24 protein-coding genes are annotated in these 23,462 nt (G+C 74.0%); 14 read left to right on the top strand and 10 right to left on the bottom strand.

Annotated features, from left to right (window positions below; translation table 11 throughout):
- The first annotated feature begins 149 nt into the window (after positions 1-149).
- Both ACWF79_RS14955 and ACWF79_RS14950 read left to right on the top strand, forming a co-directional pair.
- Positions 150-1,382 carry an aminotransferase class I/II-fold pyridoxal phosphate-dependent enzyme gene (locus tag ACWF79_RS14955; protein ID WP_453728511.1) on the top strand — a complete coding sequence of 411 codons (1,233 nt, stop codon included), beginning with the start codon at positions 150-152 and terminating at the stop codon, positions 1,380-1,382.
- Between the two features lie 137 nt (positions 1,383-1,519).
- Positions 1,520-2,668 (top strand): MBL fold metallo-hydrolase, encoded by a 1,149-nt coding sequence (locus ACWF79_RS14950; protein ID WP_453728510.1) that lies wholly within the window; start codon positions 1,520-1,522, stop codon positions 2,666-2,668.
- On the opposite strand, the gene ACWF79_RS14945 is transcribed toward ACWF79_RS14950, so the two are convergent.
- Positions 2,648-3,301, bottom strand: coding sequence for a DedA family protein (locus ACWF79_RS14945; RefSeq protein WP_453728541.1), 654 nt, complete (start codon positions 3,299-3,301; stop codon positions 2,648-2,650). The genes ACWF79_RS14950 and ACWF79_RS14945 overlap by 21 nt on opposite strands.
- An 11-nt stretch (positions 3,302-3,312) precedes the next feature.
- Positions 3,313-4,089 carry an MBL fold metallo-hydrolase gene (locus tag ACWF79_RS14940; protein WP_453728509.1) on the bottom strand — a complete coding sequence of 259 codons (777 nt, stop codon included), beginning with the start codon at positions 4,087-4,089 and terminating at the stop codon, positions 3,313-3,315.
- 347 nt (positions 4,090-4,436) lie between these two features.
- On the opposite strand from ACWF79_RS14940, the gene ACWF79_RS14935 reads away from it, so the two are divergent.
- The 6 genes from ACWF79_RS14935 (at position 4,437) to ACWF79_RS14910 (ending at position 11,248) form a co-directional block, all read left to right on the top strand.
- Complete coding sequence (locus tag ACWF79_RS14935) at positions 4,437-4,841, top strand: hypothetical protein (RefSeq protein WP_453728508.1); 405 nt, start codon at positions 4,437-4,439, stop codon at positions 4,839-4,841.
- A 199-nt stretch (positions 4,842-5,040) separates the two neighbouring features.
- Positions 5,041-7,176, top strand: a complete 2,136-nt coding sequence (locus ACWF79_RS14930) for a phage holin family protein (RefSeq protein WP_453728540.1) — start codon at positions 5,041-5,043, stop codon at positions 7,174-7,176.
- A 66-nt stretch (positions 7,177-7,242) separates the two neighbouring features.
- A complete protein-coding gene (locus tag ACWF79_RS14925; RefSeq protein WP_453728507.1) occupies positions 7,243-8,703 on the top strand; it encodes an amino acid permease in 1,461 nt (486 codons plus the stop codon).
- Positions 8,704-8,769: 66 nt separating this feature from the next.
- The gene (locus ACWF79_RS14920; RefSeq protein ID WP_453728506.1) at positions 8,770-9,138 is read left to right on the top strand and encodes a hypothetical protein; all 369 of its coding nucleotides are present in this window, start codon (positions 8,770-8,772) and stop codon (positions 9,136-9,138) included.
- A gap of 51 nt (positions 9,139-9,189) precedes the next feature.
- On the top strand, positions 9,190-9,342 hold the full coding sequence (locus ACWF79_RS14915; RefSeq protein WP_453728505.1) for a hypothetical protein: 153 nt from the start codon (positions 9,190-9,192) through the stop codon (positions 9,340-9,342).
- A 55-nt stretch (positions 9,343-9,397) separates the two neighbouring features.
- On the top strand, positions 9,398-11,248 hold the full coding sequence (locus ACWF79_RS14910; RefSeq protein WP_453728504.1) for an alpha/beta hydrolase: 1,851 nt from the start codon (positions 9,398-9,400) through the stop codon (positions 11,246-11,248).
- 49 nt (positions 11,249-11,297) lie between these two features.
- On the opposite strand, the gene ACWF79_RS14905 is transcribed toward ACWF79_RS14910, so the two are convergent.
- From ACWF79_RS14905 to ACWF79_RS14895, 3 genes are all read right to left on the bottom strand, one after another.
- The gene (locus tag ACWF79_RS14905) at positions 11,298-12,500 is read right to left on the bottom strand and encodes a low temperature requirement protein A (RefSeq protein WP_453728503.1); all 1,203 of its coding nucleotides are present in this window, start codon (positions 12,498-12,500) and stop codon (positions 11,298-11,300) included.
- A gap of 110 nt (positions 12,501-12,610) precedes the next feature.
- Positions 12,611-13,294 (bottom strand): beta-glucanase, encoded by a 684-nt coding sequence (locus ACWF79_RS14900; RefSeq protein WP_453728502.1) that lies wholly within the window; start codon positions 13,292-13,294, stop codon positions 12,611-12,613.
- A 94-nt stretch (positions 13,295-13,388) separates the two neighbouring features.
- Positions 13,389-14,480, bottom strand: a complete 1,092-nt coding sequence (locus ACWF79_RS14895) for a mechanosensitive ion channel family protein (RefSeq protein ID WP_453728501.1) — start codon at positions 14,478-14,480, stop codon at positions 13,389-13,391.
- 250 nt (positions 14,481-14,730) lie between these two features.
- On the opposite strand from ACWF79_RS14895, the gene ACWF79_RS14890 reads away from it, so the two are divergent.
- Complete coding sequence (locus ACWF79_RS14890; protein WP_453728500.1) at positions 14,731-15,150, top strand: hypothetical protein; 420 nt, start codon at positions 14,731-14,733, stop codon at positions 15,148-15,150.
- Here ACWF79_RS14890 and ACWF79_RS14885 read toward each other — a convergent pair.
- On the bottom strand, positions 15,140-15,949 hold the full coding sequence (locus ACWF79_RS14885) for a helix-turn-helix domain-containing protein (protein ID WP_453728499.1): 810 nt from the start codon (positions 15,947-15,949) through the stop codon (positions 15,140-15,142). The two genes, ACWF79_RS14890 and ACWF79_RS14885, sit on opposite strands and share 11 nt — an antisense overlap.
- Before the next feature lie 91 nt (positions 15,950-16,040).
- Between ACWF79_RS14885 and ACWF79_RS14880 the strand changes: the two genes are divergently transcribed.
- Both ACWF79_RS14880 and ACWF79_RS14875 read left to right on the top strand, forming a co-directional pair.
- Positions 16,041-16,346, top strand: coding sequence for a 4a-hydroxytetrahydrobiopterin dehydratase (locus tag ACWF79_RS14880; protein ID WP_453728498.1), 306 nt, complete (start codon positions 16,041-16,043; stop codon positions 16,344-16,346).
- 23 nt (positions 16,347-16,369) lie between these two features.
- Positions 16,370-17,131, top strand: a complete 762-nt coding sequence (locus ACWF79_RS14875) for a class I SAM-dependent methyltransferase (protein WP_453728497.1) — start codon at positions 16,370-16,372, stop codon at positions 17,129-17,131.
- Here ACWF79_RS14875 and ACWF79_RS14870 read toward each other — a convergent pair.
- A complete protein-coding gene (locus tag ACWF79_RS14870; RefSeq protein WP_453728496.1) occupies positions 17,118-17,978 on the bottom strand; it encodes an NmrA family transcriptional regulator in 861 nt (286 codons plus the stop codon). The two genes, ACWF79_RS14875 and ACWF79_RS14870, sit on opposite strands and share 14 nt — an antisense overlap.
- A 95-nt stretch (positions 17,979-18,073) precedes the next feature.
- Here ACWF79_RS14870 and ACWF79_RS14865 point away from each other — a divergent pair, with 95 nt between their 5' ends.
- Together ACWF79_RS14865 and ACWF79_RS14860 are read left to right on the top strand one after the other, a co-directional pair.
- Positions 18,074-19,006: a cupin domain-containing protein gene (locus tag ACWF79_RS14865; RefSeq protein ID WP_453728495.1), complete on the top strand. Its 933-nt coding sequence runs from the start codon at positions 18,074-18,076 to the stop codon at positions 19,004-19,006.
- Positions 19,007-19,068: 62 nt separating this feature from the next.
- Complete coding sequence (locus tag ACWF79_RS14860; protein ID WP_453728494.1) at positions 19,069-19,965, top strand: class I SAM-dependent methyltransferase; 897 nt, start codon at positions 19,069-19,071, stop codon at positions 19,963-19,965.
- Between the two features lie 32 nt (positions 19,966-19,997).
- Here ACWF79_RS14860 and ACWF79_RS14855 read toward each other — a convergent pair whose 3' ends face one another.
- Positions 19,998-20,462, bottom strand: coding sequence for an RICIN domain-containing protein (locus tag ACWF79_RS14855; protein ID WP_453728493.1), 465 nt, complete (start codon positions 20,460-20,462; stop codon positions 19,998-20,000).
- Positions 20,459-21,511 carry a GlxA family transcriptional regulator gene (locus tag ACWF79_RS14850; RefSeq protein WP_453728492.1) on the bottom strand — a complete coding sequence of 351 codons (1,053 nt, stop codon included), beginning with the start codon at positions 21,509-21,511 and terminating at the stop codon, positions 20,459-20,461. The genes ACWF79_RS14855 and ACWF79_RS14850 overlap by 4 nt, the downstream gene beginning before the upstream one ends.
- Positions 21,512-21,614: 103 nt before the next feature.
- Between ACWF79_RS14850 and ACWF79_RS14845 the strand changes: the two genes are divergently transcribed.
- Positions 21,615-22,568, top strand: a complete 954-nt coding sequence (locus ACWF79_RS14845; RefSeq protein ID WP_453728491.1) for an NADP-dependent oxidoreductase — start codon at positions 21,615-21,617, stop codon at positions 22,566-22,568.
- 65 nt (positions 22,569-22,633) lie between these two features.
- Here ACWF79_RS14845 and ACWF79_RS14840 read toward each other — a convergent pair whose 3' ends face one another.
- Entirely contained in the window at positions 22,634-23,428 is a 795-nt protein-coding gene (locus tag ACWF79_RS14840) for an aldo/keto reductase (RefSeq protein ID WP_453728539.1), read from the bottom strand.
- Positions 23,429-23,462: the final 34 nt, after the last annotated feature.

Here is a 23,462-nt window from a genome sequence, read left to right as displayed (position 1 = left end):
CGGCCGGTGCCGCCGAAGGCCTCGCCCTCGAACCCCCTGCCGGCGTGTGCGGCCCGCACTCGCCGGAGCGGCGAAGGCCCGCCAACCTTCGTATAAAGGGCACGGAGGCGCCGTACGGGGCGGCGGCCGGTGTTCGGGAGGTGCTGAGGATGCGGCGGACGGCCCCGGAAGGGCGCGGACCGGTGAGCTACGGACCACCCGCCCCGGAGCCCGGCCTGCCGGTGCTGCCCGGACTCGCCGCGATCTTCGCCGCCGCCGCGAGCCGCAGCTCCGTCGAACCGCCCGGCGGCGGGCCCGTGCTCCGCGAGTCCGCCGGCGGCTACTGGTGGCGGCGCGGCCTGCGCACCCACGCCGAGGACGTGGTCGCCGCGCCCGGAGCCCGGCCCCTGATGCTCGCGCTCATCGCCGCCCACGGCGGCGATGTCCTGCTGCCCCGGCCCTGCCCGGCCTGGTGGACCCCGCAGGCCAGGCTCCTCGGCCGCCCCGCCTACCACGTGCCCACCCCCGCCGAGTGCGGCGGCGTGCCCGACCCGTACGCCCTGCTCGAAACCGTCCGCCGGGTCCGCGCCGAGGGCGGCCGGCCCGGGCTGCTGCTGCTCTCCGTCGCGGACGACCCCACCGCCACCGTCGCCCCGCCCGAACTGGTGCGCGAGGCGTGTGAGGCGGCCGTCGCCGAGGGGCTGCACATCATCAGCGACGAGACCTGGCGCGACACCCTGCACCGGCGCGACGACACCGTGCTGCTGAGCCCCGCCGAGATGTGCCCCGACGACGTCACCGTCCTGTACGACCTGGCAGGCGCCCTCGCCCCGCCGGCCTGGCCCTGCGCCGTGGCCCGCTTCCCGCCCACCGCGCCGGACCGGGCCGACCGCTACACCGATCCGCGCGCCCGCACCCTCGACGTCCTCGCCGCACTCGGCGCCTTCGTCGCGGGGCCCGTCGCCCCCGCCGCCGCGCACGCCCTCGACGAACCGGAGGACGTCACCGTGCGGGCCGCCCTCGCCGCCACCCTGCACGGGCGCGTGGCCGCCGCCGTCCATCACGCGGTCCTCGCCGCGGGCGCCCTCGCCCGGCCGCCCCAGGCGGGCCGGCACCTCTACGCCGACCTCGGACCGCTGCGGGCCGGACTGGCCGCCCGGGGCGTCACCGACTCGATGGAGCTGGAGAACCACCTCGCCCGGCGGCTCGGCACGCCCGCCCCCGGCGGCCACCGCTTCGGCGACGAACTCGGCGCCCTGCGCGTGCGGTTCGACATCGGCGCCTTCCTGGGAACCGACGAGGAGGAACAGATGGAGTCGCTCACCTCCCCGAACCCGGTGGAATTGCCGCATGTGGCCCGTGCGTTGAGCGCGTTCGCAGACGCTCTGGAGGAACTCCGATGACCGCCGGGGCACTTAGGCCGGACGAAGACCGACGCGTGAGCCCGCGGGCCCGCCCGGAGATCCGCCGGGGCAGCCGCCCGCACGGACGCACGCCATCGAGACCGTCCCGACGAACCGCGTAGAATCGGAGCCCGCAGATGACGGAACAGACGGCACGGCCGACGCAGGCCCCGCAGTCCGTGCGCGACGGCCGGACCGCCCCCGCCCCGTCCCCCGTCCTCCAGCCCCTCGGCCGGATCAGGACCGACTGGCCCCGCTCGTTCGCCGACCGCCTCACCGCCCCGCTCCCCGGCGTCCGCGCCATGGCCCGGCTCGCCCGCGAGGGCGCCGTCCGCCCCGGAGCCGAGGGCCTGCGCGACATCCCGCTGCTGCCCTTCGCCCCCGGCCCGCTGCCCGAGGCCGGGCCCGACACCCTCGCCGTCACCTGGGCCGGCCACGCCAGCTGGGTCGTCCGCATCGGCGGGCTCACCGTCCTCACCGACCCCGTCTGGTCCCGCCGCATCTTCGGCACCCCCGCCCGGATCACGCCCGTCGGGGTCCGCTGGGAGGACCTGCCACCGGTGGACGCCGTCGTCATCAGTCACAACCACTTCGACCACCTCGACGCCCCCACTCTCAGGCGGCTGCCCCGGGACACGCCGGTCTTCGCCCCCGCCGGCCTCGGGCGCTGGTTCACCCGCCGCGGGTTCAGTCGTGTGACCGAGCTCGACTGGTGGGAGGCGGCCGAACTCGACGGCGTACGCTTCGAGTTCGTCCCGGCGCACCACTGGTCCAAGCGGACCCTCCTCGACACCTGCCGCTCACTGTGGGGCGGCTGGGTCCTCACCGACCGAGCCGACCGAGCCGCACGCGCCGACCGGGCCGACCGAGCCGGCCGAGCGGATCGAGCCGACGGAACGGATAGCGCACCCCTCGCCGACCGAACCGGCGAAACCGACCGTCCCGGGCGCCAGGTGTACTTCGCCGGTGACACCGGCTACGGCCACTGGTTCGCAGAGATCGGCGCCCGCCACCCCGGGATCGACCTCGCCCTGCTCCCGATCGGCGCCTACAACCCCCGCTGGTGGCTCAGCGACGTCCACACCGACCCCGAGGAGGCGGTCCGCGCCTTCCAGGACCTCGGCGCGCGCCGGATGGCCCCCATGCACTGGGCGACGTTCGTGCTCTCCTCCGAGCCGGTCCTCGAACCCCTCACCCGGGTCAGAGCCGCCTGGGCGCGCGCCGGACTGCCCCGGGAAGACCTCTGGGACCTTCCGGTCGGTGCCTCACGCGTGCTCGCCCCCTGACGGGCTGCCCGCCCCCGGCTTTCCGCGGTCCGTTCCGCGGACCCGCCGCCACAGCGCCGGGGCCAGGCTGATCAGGACCGTCAGACCCACCGCCGCCACCACGCCCTGCCACGGCTCCGGGAAGAGCGAGCCGCCCAGGATCCCGATCAGCTGGTACGTCGCCGCCCAGGCCAGGCACGCCGGCACGTCCCCGCGTACGAACCGTCGCAGCGGCACCTGCGTGAGGAGGCACGCCAGCATCACCGGAATCCGCCCGGCCGGCACCAGGCGCGACAGGACGAGCACCGACACCTGGTGGGTGGCGAGCTTCTCCTGCGCCTGCGCGAGCCGGTCCGGGGCGGCGCGGCCCTGCAGCACGGCCAGCCAACGCGAGCCGTTCTTCGAACGGACCCCGCGCTTCCCCAGCCAGTAGAGCGCGACGTCCCCCAGCAGCGCCGCGAAGGCGGACACCAGGAAGACGAAGAGCAGCGCGAGCGGGGCTGTCTGGTGGAAGGCGACCACGGCCGCCGAGCTGACGATCGCCCCGGTCGGTACCACCGGCACCAGCGAGCCGAGCGCGACGAGCAGGAAGAGCGAGGGATAGCCGACCGCCTGCTGGGTCGACTCCGGCGGCAGGTCGCCGACCGCCTCCATCAGGTCATGGATCACCGGGCGACCTCGGGCCGCACCCGCCCGCCGTGACCGAGCAGGTGCACCGCCACCTTCGGCGCGAGCAGCGCGGCCTGCCGGACGAACTCCTCACCCGGCGCGTGGAACTCGTGCGGCCGCACCGCGTCCATCCCGATCGGCCAGTACGTGCCGAAGTGCACCGGCACCGCCGCCGCGGGGGAGAGCGCCGCCAGTGCCTGGGCCGCCCGGCCGGCGTTCAGATGGCCGTGCCCCAGATACGGCCCCCAGCCCCCCACCGGAAGCAGCGCCACGTCCACCGGGCCGACCGCCTCCGCCATCCCGTCGAAGAGCCCGGTGTCACCGGCGAAGTACGTCCGCGCCTCGCCCTCGACGACGTACCCGAGCGCGGGGGAGCGGTGCGGCCCCACCGGCAGCCTTCGCCCGTCGTGCAGCGCCGGGACGGCCCGTACCGTCACGCCCTCCACCGTCACCGTGTCGCCCGGGCCCACCTCGGCCAGCCGCAGCCCCCGCCGCCCGTCGAGCCTGCGCAGCCCCGGTACGGCTCCGGGCGCGCCCCGCGGCACCACCAGCAGGGTGCCGGGCGCCAGCCGGGCCAGTGAGGGCAGGTGCAGATGGTCGGCGTGCAGATGGGAGACGAGCACCACCTCGGCGCGCGCGGCCTCGGGCGGCGGCGGTGCCCCGCGCCGCCGGCGCAGATGCGCCAGCCTGCGGGCGAAGAGCGGATCGGTGAGGAACCGGACCCCGGAGTCCTCGACCGTGCAGGTGGCATGACCCCACCAGGTGACCTCCACGGGCCCACCACCCTTCCGCCCGGTCGTTCCCACGCGCCAGTCACGAGGGTAATTGTCCGCAGCGAGCGACGCGGGGCGTCTACGGTGGGCTGCGGGGGTAGCCATCCGTCGGCAAGGGGATGGGAGTCGCGGTGAGCACGATGGGGACGACCTGCAATTCGGCGCAGTGTCCGCGCTGCGGGGGCGTCCTGGCCGTCACCCAGGACGGCTGGAAGATCTGCCACACCTGCGGCTACTCCTCGCCGCCATGAGGCCCGCGGCCAAGGTCCGGACCCGCCGCCATCAGGGCCGGACCCGCCGCCCGGACGGGTCTCCTCGGGTGCTCCGGCACGGAGTAGGGTCGGCCCATGGACGACGTTCGGGTGGCGGCGATCGCCAGCCTCACCCCGCTCGAGGAACTCGACAGCGACCCCTTCCTGGTCGACACGCGCAGCCAGCACGCCATGTGCGCGAGCTGGGCCCTGGACAAGGGCTACGTCGTGACCAGACAACTGCTCTTCTACGGGATCCGGCCCGACCACGACGCTCTGTGGGTGGACGTGGAAGCCGGGCACGTCGACCTCTTCGTCGCCCCCAACGAACGCGTCCTCGCACGGGCGTTGACCGATGTGTCCGGCTTCCTCGCCGAGTGCGAGCGGCGCGGCGTCCGGCTGGAGACGGCGGATCTCGACGAGCCGTCCTACGACTCCGCGCGCAAGGCCGACGTCCACCGCAGGCTCTCCATGCCCACCGCCGGCTACGACGGTTGCTGACGCGGGCCGGTCACCGCGAACCGTCCGGCCCGCCACCTCGTGGGTGATGTGCCACGCTTGAGGCAGGTAACGGGCGAAAGGTGAACCAGGCGTGGGTGACGGGCGATGGCGTACCACCCCCGGGCGAACACGTGACCCCGGGCGATCACGTACCGCCGGCCGCTGGCGGACCGCGGGCAGCTCCCTGGCGCGGGTGATCGTGGTCTGGGCGGTGTCCACCCTGACCATGCTCGCCCTGGCCGGACTGCTGCCGGACTTCCAACTCCAGTCCCCCGACGGCGACAGCATCACCCGCACCGCTCTGACCGCCGTGTGGGGAGCAGGCGCCTTCGGCCTCCTGACCGCGCTCGTCTGGCCCGTCGTCGTCCGCGCGCTGCTGCTCGTACCGGCCCTGGTTCTCGGCCTGTTGGTGTTCTTCCTCAACGGTTCGCTGCTGCTCGTCGCACTGTGGCTGGTTCCCGACGGGCGGGGAGTCGCCGACCCGGAGACGGCCGTCGTGGTCGCCGCCGTCATGTCGGCCGTCGCCTCGGCCACCTCCACCGCCCTCGCGGTCCGCGACGACGATGCCTACCGCCGCCGCCTCTACCGGCTGGCGGACCGCAAGCGGCCCCGGGCCGTGTCCGGGGGGCCCGCCGCGCCGCCAGGCGTGGGGGGAGGCCCGCAGGCCACGCCCGGGACGCTGTTCCTGCAACTCGACGGCGTCGGCCACCGGGTGCTCCGCGACGCGATCGCCGACGGGCTGATGCCGACCGTCGCCGAGTGGCTCGACACCAGCCACCGGCTCACTCCCTGGCGCACCGACTGGTCCAGCCAGACCGGCGCCAGTCAGCTCGGCATCCTGCACGGCTCCAACGAGGACGTGCCCGCCTTCCGCTGGTACGAGAAGGACACCGGCAGGCTGATGGTCTCCAACCGGCCCGCGAGCGCCGTCGAGCTGCAGCGGCGGGCCATCGCCCGCACCGGCGACGGCGGTCTGCTCACCGTCGACGGCGCCTCGCGCGGCAACCTGTTCAGCGGCGGCGCGGACCAGCTCGCGCTGGTCCTGTCGATGGCCGCGCGCCGGGGCCGCAGCAACCGCTCCCGCGCCGGGTACTTCGCGTACTTCTCCGACCCCGCCAACGCCGTCCGTACGGCGGGCTCGTTCGTCGCCGAGGCCGTCCGCGAAGTGGCCCAGTCGATCCGGGCGCGCCTGCGCAAGGAGACGCCGAGGGTCTCGCGGGGCGGCACCTACCCCTTCGTACGGGCCTTCGCGACCGTCGTCGAGCGGGACGTGGTCGTGGCGGCGGTGATCGGTGACCTGCTGGCCGGGCGGACCGCCGTGTACGCCGATCTCGTCGCGTACGACGAGGTGGCCCACCACTCGGGGCCGCACGGCCACGACACCGACCGGGTGCTCGCCCGGCTCGACCGGTCGATCGCGCTGATCGCCAAGGTCGCCGAGCACGCGCCCCGCCCGTACCGGATCGTGCTCCTCTCCGACCACGGCCAGAGCCCCGGCGCGACCTTCGAGGGCGCCTACGGGCTGACCCTGCGGGATCTCGTCCGGGCCGGCTGCGGGCTGCCCGTGCCGCGCAGGGTCCGGCGGACCCGCTGGGGGTCCCCCCAGACGGAGTCCGGGGCAGGCTCGGAGGCCCGCGACGCGGCCCGGGACGCGCTACGCAGCGCGCTGCACCGGCCGGTGGACGAGGACGAGGACGGGATGCAGGCCGGCGAGGAGGCCCGGGACAGGGCCGAACCCGTCGTCCTCGCCTCGGGGAACCTGGGGCTGATCTCCTTCCCCGGAGTGCCGCACCGGATGACCCGCGAGGAGATCGACCGCCGTCACCCGGCCCTGCTGCGCACCCTCGCCAACCACCCGGGGATCGGCTTCCTGCTGGTGGCGAGCGCCGAACACGGCTCGGTCGTGCTGGGGCGCGACGGGGCGGAGGTGCCGGTCGCCGCGCTCGCCGACGACGGTCCGCTCGCGGTCTTCGGGCCGGGCGCGGCGGACGCGGTCCGGCGCACGGACGGCTTTCCGCACGTCGCCGACATCATGGTCAACTCGATGTACGACCCGGCGACCGGGACCGTCCACGCCTTCGAGGAGCAGATCGGCTCGCACGGCGGCCTCGGCGGCGAGCAGGCGCATCCGTTCCTGCTGTGGCCCGTGGACCTCTCGGAGCCGGTCCCGGAAGGGGCCGAGTTGGTGGGCGCGGAGCAGGTGCACCAGGTGCTCCGCCGCTGGCTGTGGGAGAGCACGGGCCCGCAGGTGCCGCTGGAGATTTCCCCGCCCATGGGCGATGCGGAAGCGTTTCTTCCGGTTGACGGGCCGGTGGTACCGGAGAAAAGGAGCTGATTTGGCGGGGCGTCTCACCTCCCGGACCATGTTCGGGTTTGCACGACGAGAGGCGCACCACCCCCCATGAGCACGGCCACACCCGACCAGTCCGCGTCCGCAGCCGAGACCAGGCACGCCCGGCGGTTCGGACTCCCGATCGCCACCGCCCTGGTCATGGGCAACATCATCGGCGGCGGAATCTTTCTGCTCCCCGCCTCCGTCGCCCCGTTCGGCACGATCAGTCTCGTCGCCTTCGGCATCCTCACGCTCGGCGCGATCGCCCTCGCCCTCGTCTTCGGCCGGCTCGCCCACCGCCACCCGCGGACCGGCGGCCCGTACGTCTACGCCCGCGCCGCCTTCGGCGACTTCGCCGGCTTCCTCGCCGCCTGGTCGTACTGGATCACCGCCTGGGTCTCCAACGCGGCGCTCGCCGTGGCGGCCGTCGGCTACCTCGACGTCCTGATCCCGGTCCACGAGTCCAAGGCCGCCACCATCGCCGCCGCGCTGACGCTCCAGTGGCTGCCGGCGCTCGCCAACCTCGCCGGCACCCGCTACGTCGGCGCGGTGCAGCTGGTCGCGACCGTCCTCAAGTTCGTCCCGCTGCTCCTGGTCGCCGTCGGCGGCCTCTTCTTCTTCGACAGCGCCAACCTCGGCCCGTTCCAGGCAGGCGGCGACGGCGCGCTCGGCGCGGTCTCCGCCTCCGCCGCGATCCTGCTCTTCAGCTACCTGGGCGTCGAGTCGGCGGCCGTCAGCGCCGGCGAGGTCCGCGACCCCCGGCGCAACGTCGGCCGCGCGACCGTCCTCGGCACCCTGGGCGCCGCGACCCTCTACCTCCTCGGCACGGTCGCCGTCTTCGGTACGGTCGCCCACGACCGGCTCGTCGACTCCACCGCCCCCTTCTCGGACGCCGTGAACGTCATGTTCGGCGGCTCCTGGGGCGGCACCGCGATCGCCTGCATGGCCCTGGTCTCCATGCTCGGCGCGCTCAACGGCTGGACGCTGCTGAGCGCCCAGACCCCGTACGCCGCCGCCCGTGACGGGCTCTTCCCGCAGGTCTTCGCCCGCAAGCGGCGCGGTGTCCCGACGGTCGGTGTCCTCGTGACCGTCGTCCTCGCCTCGCTCCTGACGGTCTACAACTACACGGTCGGCACCGAGGGCGTCTTCGAGATCCTCGTCCTCGTCACCACCTTCACCGCCACCGTGCCGTATCTGCTGTCCACCGCCGCGCAGATCTACTTCCTGCTCTCGGGCCGCTCCGAGCGCGTCGACCGCGCCCGGCTGGTCCGCGACGGTGTGCTGGCCGCCGCCGCGTTCGGCTTCTCCATGTGGCTGGTGGCCGGCTCCGGATACGCGGCCGTCTACCAGGGCGTGCTGTTCCTCTTCGCGGGTGTGCTCGCCTACGCCTGGATGTCGGCCCGCAAGGCACGGCGGGCGGAGGCCGCGGAACGGGCGGCCGCGGAACGGACGACCGCAGCGCCCGAGGTGCCCGCCGCGACCACGACCGACGGCGCGGCCGAGCGCGTGAATTCGGGCGTGCCGGCGTAGGCCGCCCGGGCGGATCCGCCGCCCTTCCCGGCACGTCGGGCCTGCCCCGGGGCAGTACGCATCTCCATGAGGCCCGGCACCACGCCCCACCCCGCGCCCGCCGCTCCGGCGGGCGCGGCGCGGCGTGCCGTGCTCGTCCTGGCGCTGGTGCTCGCCGCCCTGTTCGGTGCGGGCGCCGGTGCCGTCGGCCCTGCATCCGCCGAGGCCAGGCCCCCGGCCACGAGCCAGCCGGCGGACCCCGGCAGCGAGACGCAGGAGCTCACCGAGACCGCGGCCACGCCTCCAGGGCGGCTCCGCTCCCGGCGCCGGGGCGTCCGCCCCCGCGACCCGCGCCGTGACCCGGCCTGGGGCCCGGCCGTCGCCGCCCACCCCGGATCCGTACCCGCTCCCCGTCCGCACGGCGACGCCCGGCGGTATGTGGTGATGCGCTGCTGAGAGGCCGGTACCTCTCCGCGCACCTCACCCCCCACCGCAAGGAGCTCCGCCATGCCCGTCGACCCCTTCGCCGTCCTGCGCGCCCTGCTGCGCGCCGAGGCCGCACGCGCCGAACGTGGCGCCCCCGCCGAACCGGAACGTCCCTCGGCCCGAGCGCCCGAGCCGGCCGCCGGCGGGGCCCGGAAGGAACGCCCCGCCCGCTAGGAGACCGCCGGCGGGCCGGTTGCGCGGCGGTGCCCGGGTGGGCGAGGCTGAGCCGATGACCTCGACCGACCGGCACCCCACCACCGATCGGTCCGCCGGCCACGCCGACCGTCACCAAGCGCTCGCCGAACGCCTCAAGGGGCTCGCCGGCCCTCTCGACGGCCTCGTCGGTCCCCTCGGGCGGCTCGGCGAGCGGCTCCTGGTCTTCGTCCGCCGGCCCTACTGGGACCGCCCCGACCCCTCGTACCTGATCCGTCGTTGGCCCGACCTGACCGCGCTCTGCGCCGCCACGCTCTTCTTCTGGGCCTCCCTCACCCCCTCGCTCGTCCCGCGCCCCTGGTACCTCCAGGGCGTCGTCGGCGGCATCACGGCCGGCATCGGGTACGCCCTCGGCTCCTCGGCCGCCTGGCTGTTCCGGGCGCTCGTGTCCCGGCGGCCCCGCGAGCGCGTGCGGGCCCGGTGCTGGCAGGCGTACGGGTTGATCGCCCCGGTCCTGTCGGTCTGGCTGATCTCCGAGAGCGCCCGGATGCAGCGTCAGCTCCGGGTCCTGCAGGGCCTGCCACCCGGCCTCACCTGGCACACGCCGATGATCGCGCTGATGGCGATCGCACTGCTGCTCGCGCTCCTCCTCGTCGCCCGGACGGTACGACTCGGCTCGGCCAAGCTGATCCGGCTGCTCGGCCGGCTCCTGCCCCGGCCGGTCGCCTTCGCCGTCGGGGCGCTGCTCTCCACCCTCGCCGTCCTCGTCGGCGTGCGGGACGTGGTCTTCGACCGGGGGATCGTCGACATCGCCGACCGGATCGCCGAGGCGACCAACGGCGGTACGAAGGACGGCATCCACCAGCCCGTCTCGGGTCATGTCTCCGGTGGCCCCGGCTCCCTCATCCCCTGGCAGGACCTCGGCTTCCAGGGCCGCAACTTCACCGGCTCCGTCCCCACCCGGGCCCGCATCACCGCCGTGAGCGGCGGCGACGCCCTGGACCCCGTCCGCGTCTACATACCGTCGGCGCTGCCCGCCGCGTTCACGGACGAGCGCCCCTTCGCGGCCCAGGCCCGGCTCGCCGTCCGCGAACTGGAGCGCACCGGCGCCTTCGACCGGCAGGTGCTCGTCGTCGCCGGGACCACCGGCACGGGCTGGGTCAACCCGAACGTGGCCGAGCCGCTGGAGTTCATGTACGGCGGCGACACCGCGATCGTCGCCGTCCAGTACTCGTACCTGCCGAGCTGGGTCTCCTTCCTCGTCGACAAGGAGAAGGCCGGCCAGGCCACCCGGGCGCTCGTCCAGGCAGTACGGGCCCGGATCGACGCGCTCCCCGCCGAGCGGCGGCCCCGGTTCCTCGTCACCGGCGAGAGCCTGGGGGCCTACGCCGTGGAGGCCTCCTTCGACGGCCCCGACGACCTGCTCGCCCGCACCGACGGGGCCCTGCTGCTCGGCACTCCGAACTTCTCCCCGACGTCCCAGGAGATCCGCCGCGAACGCGACCCCGGCAGCCCGGTCTGGCGGCCGCAGTACGAGGGCGGCGCGCGGGTGCGCTTCGCCCAGTTCCCGGCGGCCGACCTCGCCCGGCCCCCGGCCCGCTGGCAGTTCCCGCGCGCGGTCTATCTGCAGAACGCCTCCGACCCGGTGGTCTGGTGGTCGCCGGACCTCCTCCTGGAGCGCCCCGCATGGCTGGCGGACCCGCTCGGCCCGGACATCACCCCCGAGATCGACTGGTTCCCCTTCGTCGCCTTCTGGCAGACCTCGATCGACATGGCCGTCTCGTACGGAGTGCAGGCGCCGCACGGCCACCGCTACGGGGCCGGCGCCGTGGACGGCTGGGCGGCCGTGGCCCCGCCGGAGGGCTGGACGGCCGCCGACACGACCCGGCTGCGCGCCTACATCCAGCATCGCGCCGCCGCGTACTGACGCGTCGGACGTGGAGTGCCGGGCCAAATGCCCCCGAACGAAGGGGCGTTCAGGACGCCGGGACGTGCTGTGTGCCGACGCCCCGGCCGTGCAGGGTGACGAGCACGGTCAGACCGGCGGCGAGGACGACCAGCGACACCAGGGCCGGGACGAGGCCGACGAGCGCGCCGGACGCGAGCGCGCACACCCCGCCCACGGCGAGGACGGTCGGGCGGCGGCCCGAGGAGCGCAGCACGATCGCGGCGCCGCCGAGCAGGAAGACCCCGACCCCGCCGGTCAGCGACCAGGCCACGACGCCGTGCAGCGGCTCGGCGAGGCCGTAGTGCCCGGTGTCGGCGACCTGTTGCAGGACCTTCTTCATGCCGAGCGCGCACAGTACGACACCCGCGACGAGCGGCAGGTGCAGGAAGGTGTAGACGTCCCGGGCGAACCGGGTCCGCTCGTCGCCCTCCAGCGCGGCGAGCCGGTGCTCCGCTCCTTCCGCGAGCCGCCGGAAGTACAGCGCCCACAAGGCGGCCGACAGCAGCAGACCGGCGGCCGCCGCACCGAGGACGGCGACCGTGACGGGGAAGTCGGCCACCCCCACGCCCATCGCCACGATGGACTCGCCGAGCGCGATGATGACGATCAGCCCGTGCCGCTCGGAGAAGTGCCCGGGGGAGTTGACCCGCCAGCCGGAGGCGCCCGTCACGTAGATGCCGCCGTAGTCGATGACCACCGCCCCCAGCCACAGCAGGAGTTGGACCTTGCCGGTGTAGGCGGAGCCGATCAGCAGCAGCACCATCGGCGGCGCCACCGACAGCAGCGCCGTGCGCCGCAGGGTGGCCCGCAGGGCGGCGTCGTCCGGGCTGGAGAGCCGGTACGAGATCAGATGGAGCGTGCGCACGGCGCCGTAGCAGAGCACGAAGAGCAGCGGGGCCGAGAGCCCGCCGGGCAGGTCCGCGAACACCTCGGGCACCACGAGCGACACGATGAAGACGACCGCCATCACGGTGACGAGCACCGCGAACAGCGCGCCGGAGTCGGCCCGTACGACATTGCCCAGCCAGGCGAAGCAGCACCAGCACCACCACAGCAGCGCGAGCACGATCATCGCGCCGACCACCCGCACCGGCGACGGATCGGCCGCCATCAGAGCGGTCACCTGCGTGATCGCGTACACGAACACCAGGTCGAAGAAGAGTTCGGCGGGGGTGACCCGGTGTTCGTCCCCCGCCGCCACCATCCGCGCCCGGTCCCTGCGCCACGCCATGTGCGTCTCCCCGCGTCCCGGCGGCCCCCGCCGCCACGGCGCGAACAATACCCACGCGCGCGCCGGTTCCGCCCGCGGCGCCGGTCACCCGCCCCGATGGACGGTGCCGGTCACCCGCCCGGCCGGAACACCCGCAGGTCGCGTACCTCGAAGGACATCTCGTGCGTCTCCGGGTCCGGCGCGGGGTGGTAACGGCCCGCGCAGACCGAGAGGTTGACGACCAGGTAGGCGTGCCAGGACGGGCCGACCCCGCGTCCGTCGGCGAAGACCTGCTCGTCGTCCAGCCACCACACCACCGACCGCGCCCCGAACTCGGTCCGCAGACGTATCCAGCCGCCGGGCCGCACCGAGGCGGAGCGGTGGTAGCGGTGCGCGCCGCGCACGCGGTTCGACAGTTCGAGCAGGTCGGGGTTGTCGGGGTGGTACTCGAAGACGTCGACCTCCTGCCCGCCGTCGCGCCAGGTCCAGATCGCGGGCCAGGCGCCGGTCTCCTCGGGAAGCCGCACCCGCGCCTCCAGCACGTCCCCGGCGCGCACCTCGAACCCCTCCGGACTGCCCTCGGTCGTCAGCAGCCCGGAGTCCCACAGCCCGTCGCGCCGACGGGTCGCGCGGAAGACCCCGGAACGGCTGTAGGAGGGGTCCTCCACCAGGTGGTCCAGCTTGTTGTCACCGGGGTTGACCGGTCCGCCGTCCGGATACGCCCAGGAGCGGCCGGCGGTCCACTGCTCCGGTGAGGTGAAGTCGGCGGTGAAGACCGGCGCGGCGGCCGGAGGCGGGGGAGGTGGGGGAGGCATGGGCGGGCTCCTCGGTGGGACGGATCGTGCCACCTGGTTCCTGCCCGTGAGGGCCTCCGACATGCGGAGACCCTCACTCCTTGTCGTCAAATCGTCACGATGTGTAGGACTGGTCGTCCTGGGGAACGTCCCGCGCAACCATCGGCGGCGTCCCGGGCGCCGGGGCGGTGACGACACGCGGGAGCGCGCCGGGGTGGTCGCGGGCGAGCCAGCGGACGAGCTCCTCCCGTACGGCGCAGCGCGTGGTCCAGATGTCGTCGGCGTCCTTCGCGGTCACCAGCGCGCGGACCGTTATCCCGGTCGGCGAGGTGTCCGTGACGGCCAGGTCCCAGCCCCGGCGGTCCCAGGTGGGGCACGTCTCGAGGAACTCCCGCAGATGCGCGCGCATCGACGCGACGGGCGTCGAATGGTCGCAGTGGACGAAGACCGTGCCGGTCATCTCCGCACCGCCGCGCGACCAGTTCTCGAACGGACGGGAGGTGAAGTACGAGACGGGGAGCGTGACCCGGCGCTCGTCCCAGGTCCGCACGGTGAGGAAGGTCAGCGTCACCTCCTCCACGAGTCCCCACTCGCCGTCGACGACGACCGTGTCGCCGATGCGCACCATGTCGCCGAACGCGATCTGGAATCCGGCGAAGAGGTTCCCGAGCGTGGACTGCGCCGCGACACCGGCCACGATGCCGATGATCCCGGCCGAGGCGAGCAGCGACGTGCCGAGCGTGCGGAAGGAGGGGAATGTGACCAGGGCCACGGCCGCGGCGATCACGCCGACGGCGACGGCCACCCCGCGCATGATCAGCGTGACCTGGGTACGGACCCGGCGCACCCGGGCCAGGTCGCGGGACCGGCCGGCGTACCGCGCGTACGACGACTCGACGACGGCCGACGCGACCCGTACGGCCAGCCAGGCGCCGCCTCCGATCAGGCACAGCAGCAGGACATGACTGACGCCCGCCCGGTGTTCGCGCAACGGCCCCCACTCCGAGGCTCGCTGGGTCCACCCCAGCAGGGCGGTCAGCAGGACGACGTACAGCGGTGTACGGCAGCGGCGCAGGAGCCCCCAGAGCGGGGTCTCGGGATGGCGGGCGTCCGCCTTCCGCAGGAACACGTCGGCCGCGCGGCCGACGGCGAAGGTCATGAGCGCCGAACCGCCGAGCACGAGCGCCAGACGAAGAAGGCTCTCCATGGCTCCCCAGTCGATGAGTCGTGGACGTCTACAGGATCGTCCTTCGCCTCACCAGCGAACTGCCCGTCAAACCCCCTGGCGCGGCCCTGCTCGATCATCGCGGCCGGGCGGGCAGCGGATTACCTCGCACGTAATCGACCCGCGCCGGGCGCGGCGGCATCGTGGTGTCCACCGAAGCTCGGCCGGCGCACTCCGGCCGAGCTTCGGGACCACCACCAGCAAAGACGTCACCGATGGAGGCTGATCCGCCATGTCCCAGGCCCTGCTCGCCGGACTCTCCCGCACCACTCGGCCGCAGTCCATGGTGCGCCGGTTCCTCGCGCTCGACGCCGTCGTCACCGGAGCCAACGCGCTCGCCTATGTCGCCGCCTCCCGACCGCTCGGCGAGCTGTTCGGCGTCGATCCGGCCCTGCTCCTCGAACTCGGCATCGCCCTCGCCGCGTACGCCGCCGGTGTCGCCCTGGTGGCGAGCCGCGCCGAGCCGCCGGTCCTCGGTGTGAAGCTCGTCGTCGACATCAACCTCCTGTGGACCGCGCTCAGCGTCGTCGCGCTCTTCGGCTGGCTGCAGCCCACCACCGCCGGTGTGCTGTGGACGCTCGTCCAGGCCGCGACCGTCGCCGGCTTCGCCGGCCTGCAGTGGTCCGCCCTCAGGGCGGCCGCTACGCGCTGAGGAGGCGCAGATAGGAGACCGTCTCCGGGTCGGCCGGGAGCAGCGTCTCGATGGCCAGCTCGGCGACGGTCACGTCCATCGGGGTGTTGAACGTCGAGATCGACGACACGAACGACAACACCCGGCCGTCGTGCTCGATCCGCAGGGGCAGTGCGAAGTACGGGTACGGCTCCGGGTCCTCCTGGTCGTCCGGATCGGCGGTGCCCTCGGGCAGCGGGTACGCCGCCACCTCCTCGTACAGTTCACGCAGGGGCTGCGAGCGGGACAGGGCGATCTGCCGCTCCATCTGGGCCAGCAGATGCCCCCGCCACTCCCGCAGGTTGCGGATCCGGGGCGCGAGGCCCTCCGGGTGCAGCGTGATGCGCATCGCGTTCAGCGGCGGGGTGAGCAGGTGCTCCGGCAGCCCGGCGAGCAGGATCCCGATGCTGTCGTTCGCCGCCACCACCGTGTACGCGCCGTCCACGACGAGCGCCGGATACGGGTCGTACCCGCGCAGCAACTGCTCGATGCCCGCGCGGAGCGTGTCCAGGCGCGGGTCGTCGAGCGTCGACTCGCGGTACCGGGGCGCGTAACCGGCGGCGAGCAGCAGCGCGTTCCGGTCCCGTACGGGCACGTCCAGGTGCTCGGCGAGACGCAGGATCATCTGCTCGCTCGGCCGGGAGCGGCCCGTCTCGATGAAGGAGATGTGCCGGGCGGAGGAATCGGCCCGCAGTGCCAGCTCCAGCTGGCTCAGCCGCCGCTGCTCGCGCCAGCCGCGCAGCAGCGGCCCCACCCCGGAGTCCGTCGCGACAGAAGTCATGCTCCGACGCTATCCCAGGTGTCGGCCCGGGTATCGAGTCCCCGGGACCGTATCGTCACCGTGGGCAACCCCGACCGGAGGGAGTACGGACATGGCCACAGAGCCGCTGTCGCAGAAGGAGATCGAGGACCGGCTGCGTGAGCTCCCGGGCTGGTCCCTGGAGGACGACCGGATCACCCGCACGTACCGCCTGGGCGACCACTTCGCGGCCACCGCCATGGTCGTCCACGTGGCGCAGATCCAGCAGGAGCTGGACCACCACTCCGACCTGACGCTCGGTTACAACAGCGTCGCCGTGTCCGTGAACACGCACTCGGCCGGTCCCGCGGTCACCGAGAAGGACTTCGAACTGGCCTCACGGGTCGAGGACATCGCCCCCGGACACGGGGCGAGCTGACCCGGGTCACTAAGGTCTCCCCCATGGGGGAGACGGTGCTGGACTACGACGCCGAGGCGGACCGGTACGACGAGACGCGTGGCGGTGTGCCGCGCGCCGAGGCGGCGGCGCAGGCCGTCCTGCGCCTCGTCCCGCCCGGCGCCCGTACGCTCCTCGACCTCGCCTGCGGCACCGGCCTCGTCACCGAGCGGATGACCCGGCCGGGCCTGCGGGTGTACGGCGCGGACGCGGCGCCCGGCATGGCCCGCAAGGCGGTCCGGCGCGTCCGGGGCGGGGTCGTCCTCGCCGACGCCCGCGCCCTGCCCCTCCCGGATGGCCGCGTCGACGCCGTCAGCGCGGTCTGGCTGCTCCACCTGGTCCCGTTCCCGGCCGCGATCGTCGCCGAGGCGGCCCGGGTGCTGCGCCCCGGCGGGGTGTTCGTCGCCACGGTCGACAAGGACGCCGCCCACGACGTCGGCAGCGACATCGACCGCGTCCTCGCCCCGTACCGCTCGCACGAGCGGGCCACCGACCGGGGCGACCGGATCACGGCCACCGCCGCCGCCCACGGCCTCGTCCCGACAGGCGAGACCCGGTTCACCGGCCACGGCCAGGGCGCCACCCCCCGCCGCACGGCGGAGAACCTGCGACGCGGCTACTACGCCTCGTGGTTCGACGGCTCCCCGGCGGCGACGGCGACCCTTCTCGCCGAGCTCGCCACCCTGCCGGACCAGGACCGCCCCCGTGACGATCCCGCATACCGGCTGGTGGCCTACCGCCGTCACGCACGGCTCACGCGCGACTGAACCCCGGCGGCGACGCCGGGCACGCCTCCGTCGCGAAGGCCGTGAAGTCGCGCGGCTCGCGGCCCAGGACCCGCTTCACCCCGTCCGTCACGGAGGCGTTGTGGCCGTCGAGCAGCATCGAGAAGAGCGCCGAGAGCCACTGCGCGTCCGGCGCGGGAAGGCCGAACTCCTGGAGCAGGGAGGCGTACGCGCCCTCGCTCATCGGGACGTACGTCACCTCCCGGCCGGAGGCGGCCGACAGCTCCGCCGCCGCCTCCGCGAAGGTCAGCAGCCGGGGGCCCGTCACCTCGTGCACCAGACCCGCGTGGCCGTCCTGGGTCAGCGTCGAGACGACCACGTCCGCCAGGTCGTCGGCGTGGACGAACGGCTCGGCCGTCCCGCCCGCCGGGAAGGCGATCGTGCCCGCCGCGACTCCGTCCGCCAGCGCCCCTTCGGTGAAGTTCTGCGCGAAGAACGAGGCCCGTACGACGGTCAGTTCGGCGCCCGAGGGGCCAAGTGCCATCCGTAGCGCCTCCTCCGCGCGGACCGCGGCCGGCTCGCCGCGCCCCGACAGCAGCGTCAGCCGCCGCACGCCGTTCGCCCCGGCCAGTTCGCCGAAGGTCCGCATCGCCTCGACCGCGCCGGGGGCGGCGAGGTCCGGGTAGTAGTTCACGTACGCGGCGTCCGCGCCCCGCAGAGCGGGGCCCCAGGTGGCCGCGGACTCCCAGTCGAAGCGGGTCGCGCCGGAGCGGGAGCCCGCCCGGACGGTGGCGCCCCGGGCCGTCAGCCGCTCGGCCACCCGCCGGCCCGTCTTTCCGGTCGCGCCCGTCACCAGGACTGTCTGTGTGCTGTTCGTGTGCGTCGTCATGGCTCAAGACTCGCGGGACCCGGTCCCGCTTCCCATGCTCCACGGACTCACTCCCATACGCGTGCGTCTACGCCGCCCGTCTACCCTTGCGGGCCATGGACGCTCTCGCGGGACTCCTCGACGGACCACGGGCCAAAGGGGCCTTCCTGCTCCGGATGATCATGGAGCCGCCGTGGTCCGTACGGATCGAGGACCGCGCACCGCTCTGCCTGATGTGCGTCACCGAAGGCGAGGCGTGGATCGTCCCCGACCAGGCAGACCCCGTCCTGCTGCGCCCCGGCGACATCGCGATCGCGCGCGGCCCGGAGCCGTACACCGTCGCGGACGCGCCCGACGCCCGGCCCCGCGCGAGGATCGGCCCCGGCGGCGTCTGCACCACCCTGAGCGGGGAGCCGCTCGCCGAGTCCATGCACCTGGGCGTACGGACCTGGGGCAACGCCCTCGACGGCGCGAACACCGTGCTCGTCGGCACCTACCAGATGGGCGGCGAGGTCAGCCGCCGCCTCCTCGACGCCCTGCCGCCCCTGCTCCATCTGCCCGCCGAGGTGTGGAACTGCCCCCTGATGCCGTTCCTCGACGAGGAGATCTCCCGCGACGAACCGGGACAGAGCGTCGTCCTCGACCGGGTCCTCGACCTGCTCCTCATCGCCGCCGTCCGGGCCTGGTTCTCCCGGCCGGGCGCCCAGGCCCCCGCCTGGTACCGCGCCATGGCCGACCCCGTCGTCGGCCGCGCCCTGCGCCTCCTGGAGAACGACCCGGCCCACCCCTGGACGGTCTCCTCGCTCGCGGCGAAGGCGGGCGTCTCGCGCGCCGGGCTCGCCCGCCGGTTCGGCGAGCTGGTCGGCGAGCCGCCGATGGCGTACCTCACCGGCTGGCGGCTCGCCCGCGCGGCCGACCTGCTGCGGCAGACGGACGCGACGGTCGAGTCCGTGGCCCGGCAGGTCGGCTACAGCAGCGCCTTCGCGCTGAGCGCCGCGTTCAAGCGGGTCCGGGGCGTCAGCCCGCAGGAGTTCCGGCGGCGGGCGTGACCGCCGTTGCCGAAACGGCAACAAAACTCGCGTTCCTCGGGCGCCCGTCGCAGGCTGGCACCATGACTCACGACCACGAGCGCGACCACCAGCACGGCCACGGCCACCACCACGCCACCCACCTCGACTGGGCCGCGATGGCACCGCTCCTGGAGCGCCAGGCCGAAATCAACAGCCCGCTCTACGCCCGGGCCGCCGCCTGGCTCGGCGACCTCGTCCCGGCCGTCGGCGTCCGCCGCGCCCTCGACGTCGGCAGCGGCCCCGGGGTGATCTCCACCCTCCTCGCCGAGGCCTTCCCGTTCGCCGAGGTCGTCGCCGTGGACGCGTCCCCCGAGCTCCTGGAGCGGGCGCGCGGGCGCGCCGAGGCCAAGGGCCTGGCCGGCCGCGTCTCCACCCTGCGCGCCGAACTCCCCGCGGACTTCGACGGCTTGGGGGAGGCCGACCTGATCTGGGCCGGCAACTCCACCCACCACCTCGGAGACCAGCGCGCCGCCCTCGCCTCCTTCGCCGGCCTGCTGCGGCCCGGCGGACTGATCGCCCTCGTCGAGGGCGGGCTCTACGCCCGCCACCTGCCCGCGAACATCGGCTTCGGCCGCCCCGGCCTGGAGACCAGGATCGAGGCCGCGCACGCCGACTGGTTCGCCGACATGCGGGCCGAACTCCCGGACAGCAAGGACGAGCCGGACGACTGGCGTGCGCTGCTCGCGGCCGCGGGCCTCACACCCGCCGGCACCCGCACCTTCCTCACCGACGTCCCGGCGCCCGTGCCCGCCGTCCATCGCGAACAGATCGTCGCCCACTTCGCGCGCCTGCGGGAGCCGCTCGACGCGCGGCTCGACGCGGAGGACCGGGCGAGTCTCGCCCGGTTGCTCGACCCGTCGGACCCGCTCTCCGTGCACCGGCGCACGGACCTCTTCATGCTCTCCGCCTCCACCGTCCACACCGCCCGCAAGGGCTGAGCGTCACCCGGCGGGTCGGCGGCCCGCGGCGGTCAGGTCATCGGCTCCAACTGCCACCACTGGGAGGGGGAGTCGGTGTCCTCCCACTGTCGTACGTTCCCGCCGTCGTCCATCGAGCCGTCCTCGACCTCCAGCAGCAGCCCGCTGATGAAGCTCACGAGCGTGACCGTGCCCGGCGACTGGAGGTCCTGCTCGATGATCCACTCCTGCGCACCGAAGTTGTTCGCCCTCCACTGCTGGATGTTGGCGCCGTTCTCCGTCGAGGCGTTCGCCACGTCGAGCCGCTTGCCGCTGGCCGCGTTCACCAGGTGGTGGAGGCCGCCGCCGTTCTCCACGGGGAGGATGTGCCAGTGCTGGCCGGGCGTCCCGTTCTCCTTGCCCTGCTGCACGTTGGCGCCGCTGCGGCTCGACCCTTCGTACACCTCCAGGAGGAGACCGCTGGCCACGTTCCGTACGCGGTAGAGACCCTCGTCGACCGGTGTGGGCGAACCGCTCACTGGGCGAACTCCTTTTCCCTGACTGTCATTTCTCTGGACGTGCGATGAAAGGTGCGCCGGTAGGCGGCCGGGGAGGTCCCGACCAGGGCGCGCATGTGCTGGCGCAGCGAGTTCCCGCTGCCGAAGCCCGTCCGGTCCGCGATGTGATCCACCGTCAGGTCGCTGGTCTCCAGCAACTGCTTGGCCAGCTCCACCCGTTGGGCGGTCAGCCACTGCCCGGGCGTCGTCCCCGCCTCGTCCCGGAAGCGGCGCGTGAACGTCCGTACGCTCATGCTCGCGTGCTCCGCCAGCTCGGTCAGCGTCAGCGGCCGGTCGAGGCGCTGCAGCGCCCACGCGCGCGTGGGCGCGGTCGTGGAGGCGGTCGGCTCGGGGACCGGGCGCTCGATGTACTGCGCCTGACCGCCGTCGCGCCACGGCGGGACGACGCAGTGCCGCGCGACCGCGTTGGCGGTGGCGCTGCCGTGGTCCCGCCGTACCAGGTGCAGGCAGAGATCGACCCCGGCCGCCGCCCCCGCCGACGTCAGGACGTCCCCGTCGTCCACGAAGAGCACGTCCTCGTCGAGTCGGACCTCGGGGAAGAGCGACTGGAACGCGGCGGCCTCCCACCAGTGGGTGGTGGCCGGCCGGCCGTCGAGGAGTCCGGCCGCCGCCAGCGCGTACGCGCCCGAACAGATCGACACCACCCGCGTGCCCGGCCTGATCCGCGCCAGGGCGTCGCCGACCGCCTCGGCGAGGCCGCCCTCCTCGGCGAGCGTCCGCAGATCCTGCGCGGGTGGGATGACGACGGTGTCTGCCTCCGTCAGCTCCTCCGGACCGTGCTCGGGGACGACGGAGAAGGACTCGGACGTACGGACCGGGGCGCCGTCGACCGTGCAGACGCGCACGTCGTAGAGGGGCCAGCCGTCCTCGGTGCGCGCGCCGCCGAGGATGCGGGAGGGGATGCTCAGCTCGAAGGGGATGACCCCGTCCAACGCCAGCACGGCGACCCTGTGGAGTGGCGGGGCGCCGGCGGGCCTGGGCCCGTCCGGGGGTGGTACACAGGAGCTCATGGCCAGATTCTGTCACATCATGGCTATCTGGCCAGTACCGGCCGAGGAGAGCTCGGCGGAGGCTGGTGGTCATCAGGAACCACCGGCACCAGGAGCCCCGCTCATGAACGACACCGCCACCCCGGCCCCCGCCACCATGCGTGCGATCACCGCCACCGCCTGGGGCGGCCCCGAGGTCCTCACCGAGACCCGGCTCACCCGCCCCGAGCCGGGCCCGACCGAGATCCTCGTCCGGGTCCACGCGGCCGGCGTCAACCCGATCGACTGGAAGTCCCGCATCGGCGGCGGGTTCGACCTGTGGGGCGAGACCCCGGTCCTCGGCTGGGACGTCTCCGGCGTCGTCGAGGCCGTAGGACTCGGCGTCACCCTCTACGCGCCCGGCGACGAGGTCTTCGGCATGCCGCAGTTCCCGCAGCAGGCGGGCGGCTACGCCGAGTACGTCGCCGCACCGGCCCGGCACTTCGCCCGCAAGCCCGCCGGCCTCAGCCACGTGGAGGCCGCCGCCCTGCCGCTGGCCGGGCTCACCGCCTGGCAGGCGCTCGTGGGGACCGCCGGCCTGCGCGCCGGACAGCGGGTCCTGATCCACGCGGCGGCCGGCGGCGTCGGCCACCTCGCGGTGCAGATCGCCAAGGCCCACGGCGCCTACGTCCTCGGCACGGCGAGCGCCGCCAAGCACGACTTCCTGCGCTCCCTCGGCGTGGACGAGCCGATCGACTACGCGACGACCGACTTCGCCGAGACCGTACGGGACGTGGACATCGTCCTCGACGGCCACGGCGGCGACTACGGCACGCGCTCGCTGCCCGTCCTTCGCGAGGGCGGCACGCTGGTGACGCTGCCCTCGCCCGACTTCGTACCGGCGTCCGAGCGTGGCATCCGCACCGGCTTCACGCTGGTCGAGCCGGACTACGCCGGACTCCTCGGCCTCGCCGCGCTGGTCGAGTCCGGACAGCTTCGGCCGGTGGTCGACACCGTCCTGCCGCTCGCGGAGGCGGCCAAGGCGCACGAACTCGGCGAGTCGGGCCGGACGCGCGGCAAGCTCGTCCTGACCGTCTGACCCGCCGTACACGCGCGGGGTGGGCGCCGGACCCCGGCCCCCCACCCCGGGCCGTGTGGTCGTGCTCAGGCGCCGACGTGGAACTCGCCCGGGTTCGGGCCAAGGCGCCGGTTCTCGTCGAGGACCGCGATCGCGGCCATGTCCTCGTCGTCCAGCGTGAAGCCGAACACGTCGAGGTTCTCGCGGATACGGGACGGGGTCACCGACTTGGGGATGACCACGTTCCCGGTCTGGAGGTGCCAGCGCAGCACCACCTGGGCCGGCGTGCGGCCGTGCTTCTGCGCGACGGCGACGATCGCCGGGACCTCGAGCAGCCCCTTGCCCTGACCCAGCGGCGACCAGGCCTCGGTCGCGATGCCGTACCGGGCGTGCGCCTCACGCGACTCCTTCTGCTGAAGGTGCGGGTGCAGCTCGATCTGGTTGACGGCGGGGACGACCGACGTCTCGCCGATCAGCCGCTCCAGGTGCTCCGGAAGGAAGTTGGAGACACCGATCGCCTTCGTCCGGCCCTCGGCGAGAATCTTCTCGAACGCCCGGTACGTGTCGACGTAGGCGTCCTTCGCCGGCACCGGCCAGTGGATCAGGTACAGATCCACGTAGTCCAGGCCCAGCTTGTCGAGCGAGTCGTCGAAGGCCCGCAGCGTCGAGTCGTGGCCCTGCTCGCTGTTCCACAGCTTGGTGGTGACGAACAGCTCCTCGCGGGGGACGCCGGAGGCGGCGATCGCGCGGCCGGTGCCCCGCTCGTTCTCGTAGATCGCAGCGGTGTCGATGGAGCGGTAACCGGCCTCCAGGGCGGTCGCCACCGCCCGGGTCGCCTCGGCGTCCGGCACCTGCCAGACGCCGAAGCCGAGCTGCGGCATCTCCACGCCGTTGTTGAGGGTGAGGGAAGGGACC

The sequence above is a fragment of the Streptomyces sp. NPDC054975 genome (genome assembly GCF_053609105.1).
This window is presented reverse-complemented; position numbering and strand designations above follow the sequence as displayed.

Coding starts and splice junctions, on each gene's coding strand:
- ACWF79_RS14955 (WP_453728511.1), top strand. CDS start 150: ATGCGGCGGACGGCCCCGGAAGGGCGCGGACCGGTGAGCTACGGACCA.
- ACWF79_RS14950 (WP_453728510.1), top strand. CDS start 1,520: ATGACGGAACAGACGGCACGGCCGACGCAGGCCCCGCAGTCCGTGCGC.
- ACWF79_RS14945 (WP_453728541.1), bottom strand. CDS start 3,301: ATGGAGGCGGTCGGCGACCTGCCGCCGGAGTCGACCCAGCAGGCGGTC.
- ACWF79_RS14935 (WP_453728508.1), top strand. CDS start 4,437: ATGGACGACGTTCGGGTGGCGGCGATCGCCAGCCTCACCCCGCTCGAG.
- ACWF79_RS14925 (WP_453728507.1), top strand. CDS start 7,243: ATGAGCACGGCCACACCCGACCAGTCCGCGTCCGCAGCCGAGACCAGG.
- ACWF79_RS14920 (WP_453728506.1), top strand. CDS start 8,770: ATGAGGCCCGGCACCACGCCCCACCCCGCGCCCGCCGCTCCGGCGGGC.
- ACWF79_RS14915 (WP_453728505.1), top strand. CDS start 9,190: ATGCCCGTCGACCCCTTCGCCGTCCTGCGCGCCCTGCTGCGCGCCGAG.
- ACWF79_RS14910 (WP_453728504.1), top strand. CDS start 9,398: ATGACCTCGACCGACCGGCACCCCACCACCGATCGGTCCGCCGGCCAC.
- ACWF79_RS14905 (WP_453728503.1), bottom strand. CDS start 12,500: ATGGCGTGGCGCAGGGACCGGGCGCGGATGGTGGCGGCGGGGGACGAA.
- ACWF79_RS14900 (WP_453728502.1), bottom strand. CDS start 13,294: ATGCCTCCCCCACCTCCCCCGCCTCCGGCCGCCGCGCCGGTCTTCACC.
- ACWF79_RS14895 (WP_453728501.1), bottom strand. CDS start 14,480: ATGGAGAGCCTTCTTCGTCTGGCGCTCGTGCTCGGCGGTTCGGCGCTC.
- ACWF79_RS14890 (WP_453728500.1), top strand. CDS start 14,731: ATGTCCCAGGCCCTGCTCGCCGGACTCTCCCGCACCACTCGGCCGCAG.
- ACWF79_RS14885 (WP_453728499.1), bottom strand. CDS start 15,949: ATGACTTCTGTCGCGACGGACTCCGGGGTGGGGCCGCTGCTGCGCGGC.
- ACWF79_RS14880 (WP_453728498.1), top strand. CDS start 16,041: ATGGCCACAGAGCCGCTGTCGCAGAAGGAGATCGAGGACCGGCTGCGT.
- ACWF79_RS14875 (WP_453728497.1), top strand. CDS start 16,370: ATGGGGGAGACGGTGCTGGACTACGACGCCGAGGCGGACCGGTACGAC.
- ACWF79_RS14870 (WP_453728496.1), bottom strand. CDS start 17,978: ATGACGACGCACACGAACAGCACACAGACAGTCCTGGTGACGGGCGCG.
- ACWF79_RS14865 (WP_453728495.1), top strand. CDS start 18,074: ATGGACGCTCTCGCGGGACTCCTCGACGGACCACGGGCCAAAGGGGCC.
- ACWF79_RS14860 (WP_453728494.1), top strand. CDS start 19,069: ATGACTCACGACCACGAGCGCGACCACCAGCACGGCCACGGCCACCAC.
- ACWF79_RS14850 (WP_453728492.1), bottom strand. CDS start 21,511: ATGAGCTCCTGTGTACCACCCCCGGACGGGCCCAGGCCCGCCGGCGCC.
- ACWF79_RS14845 (WP_453728491.1), top strand. CDS start 21,615: ATGAACGACACCGCCACCCCGGCCCCCGCCACCATGCGTGCGATCACC.
- ACWF79_RS14840 (WP_453728539.1), bottom strand. CDS start 23,428: ATGCCGCAGCTCGGCTTCGGCGTCTGGCAGGTGCCGGACGCCGAGGCG.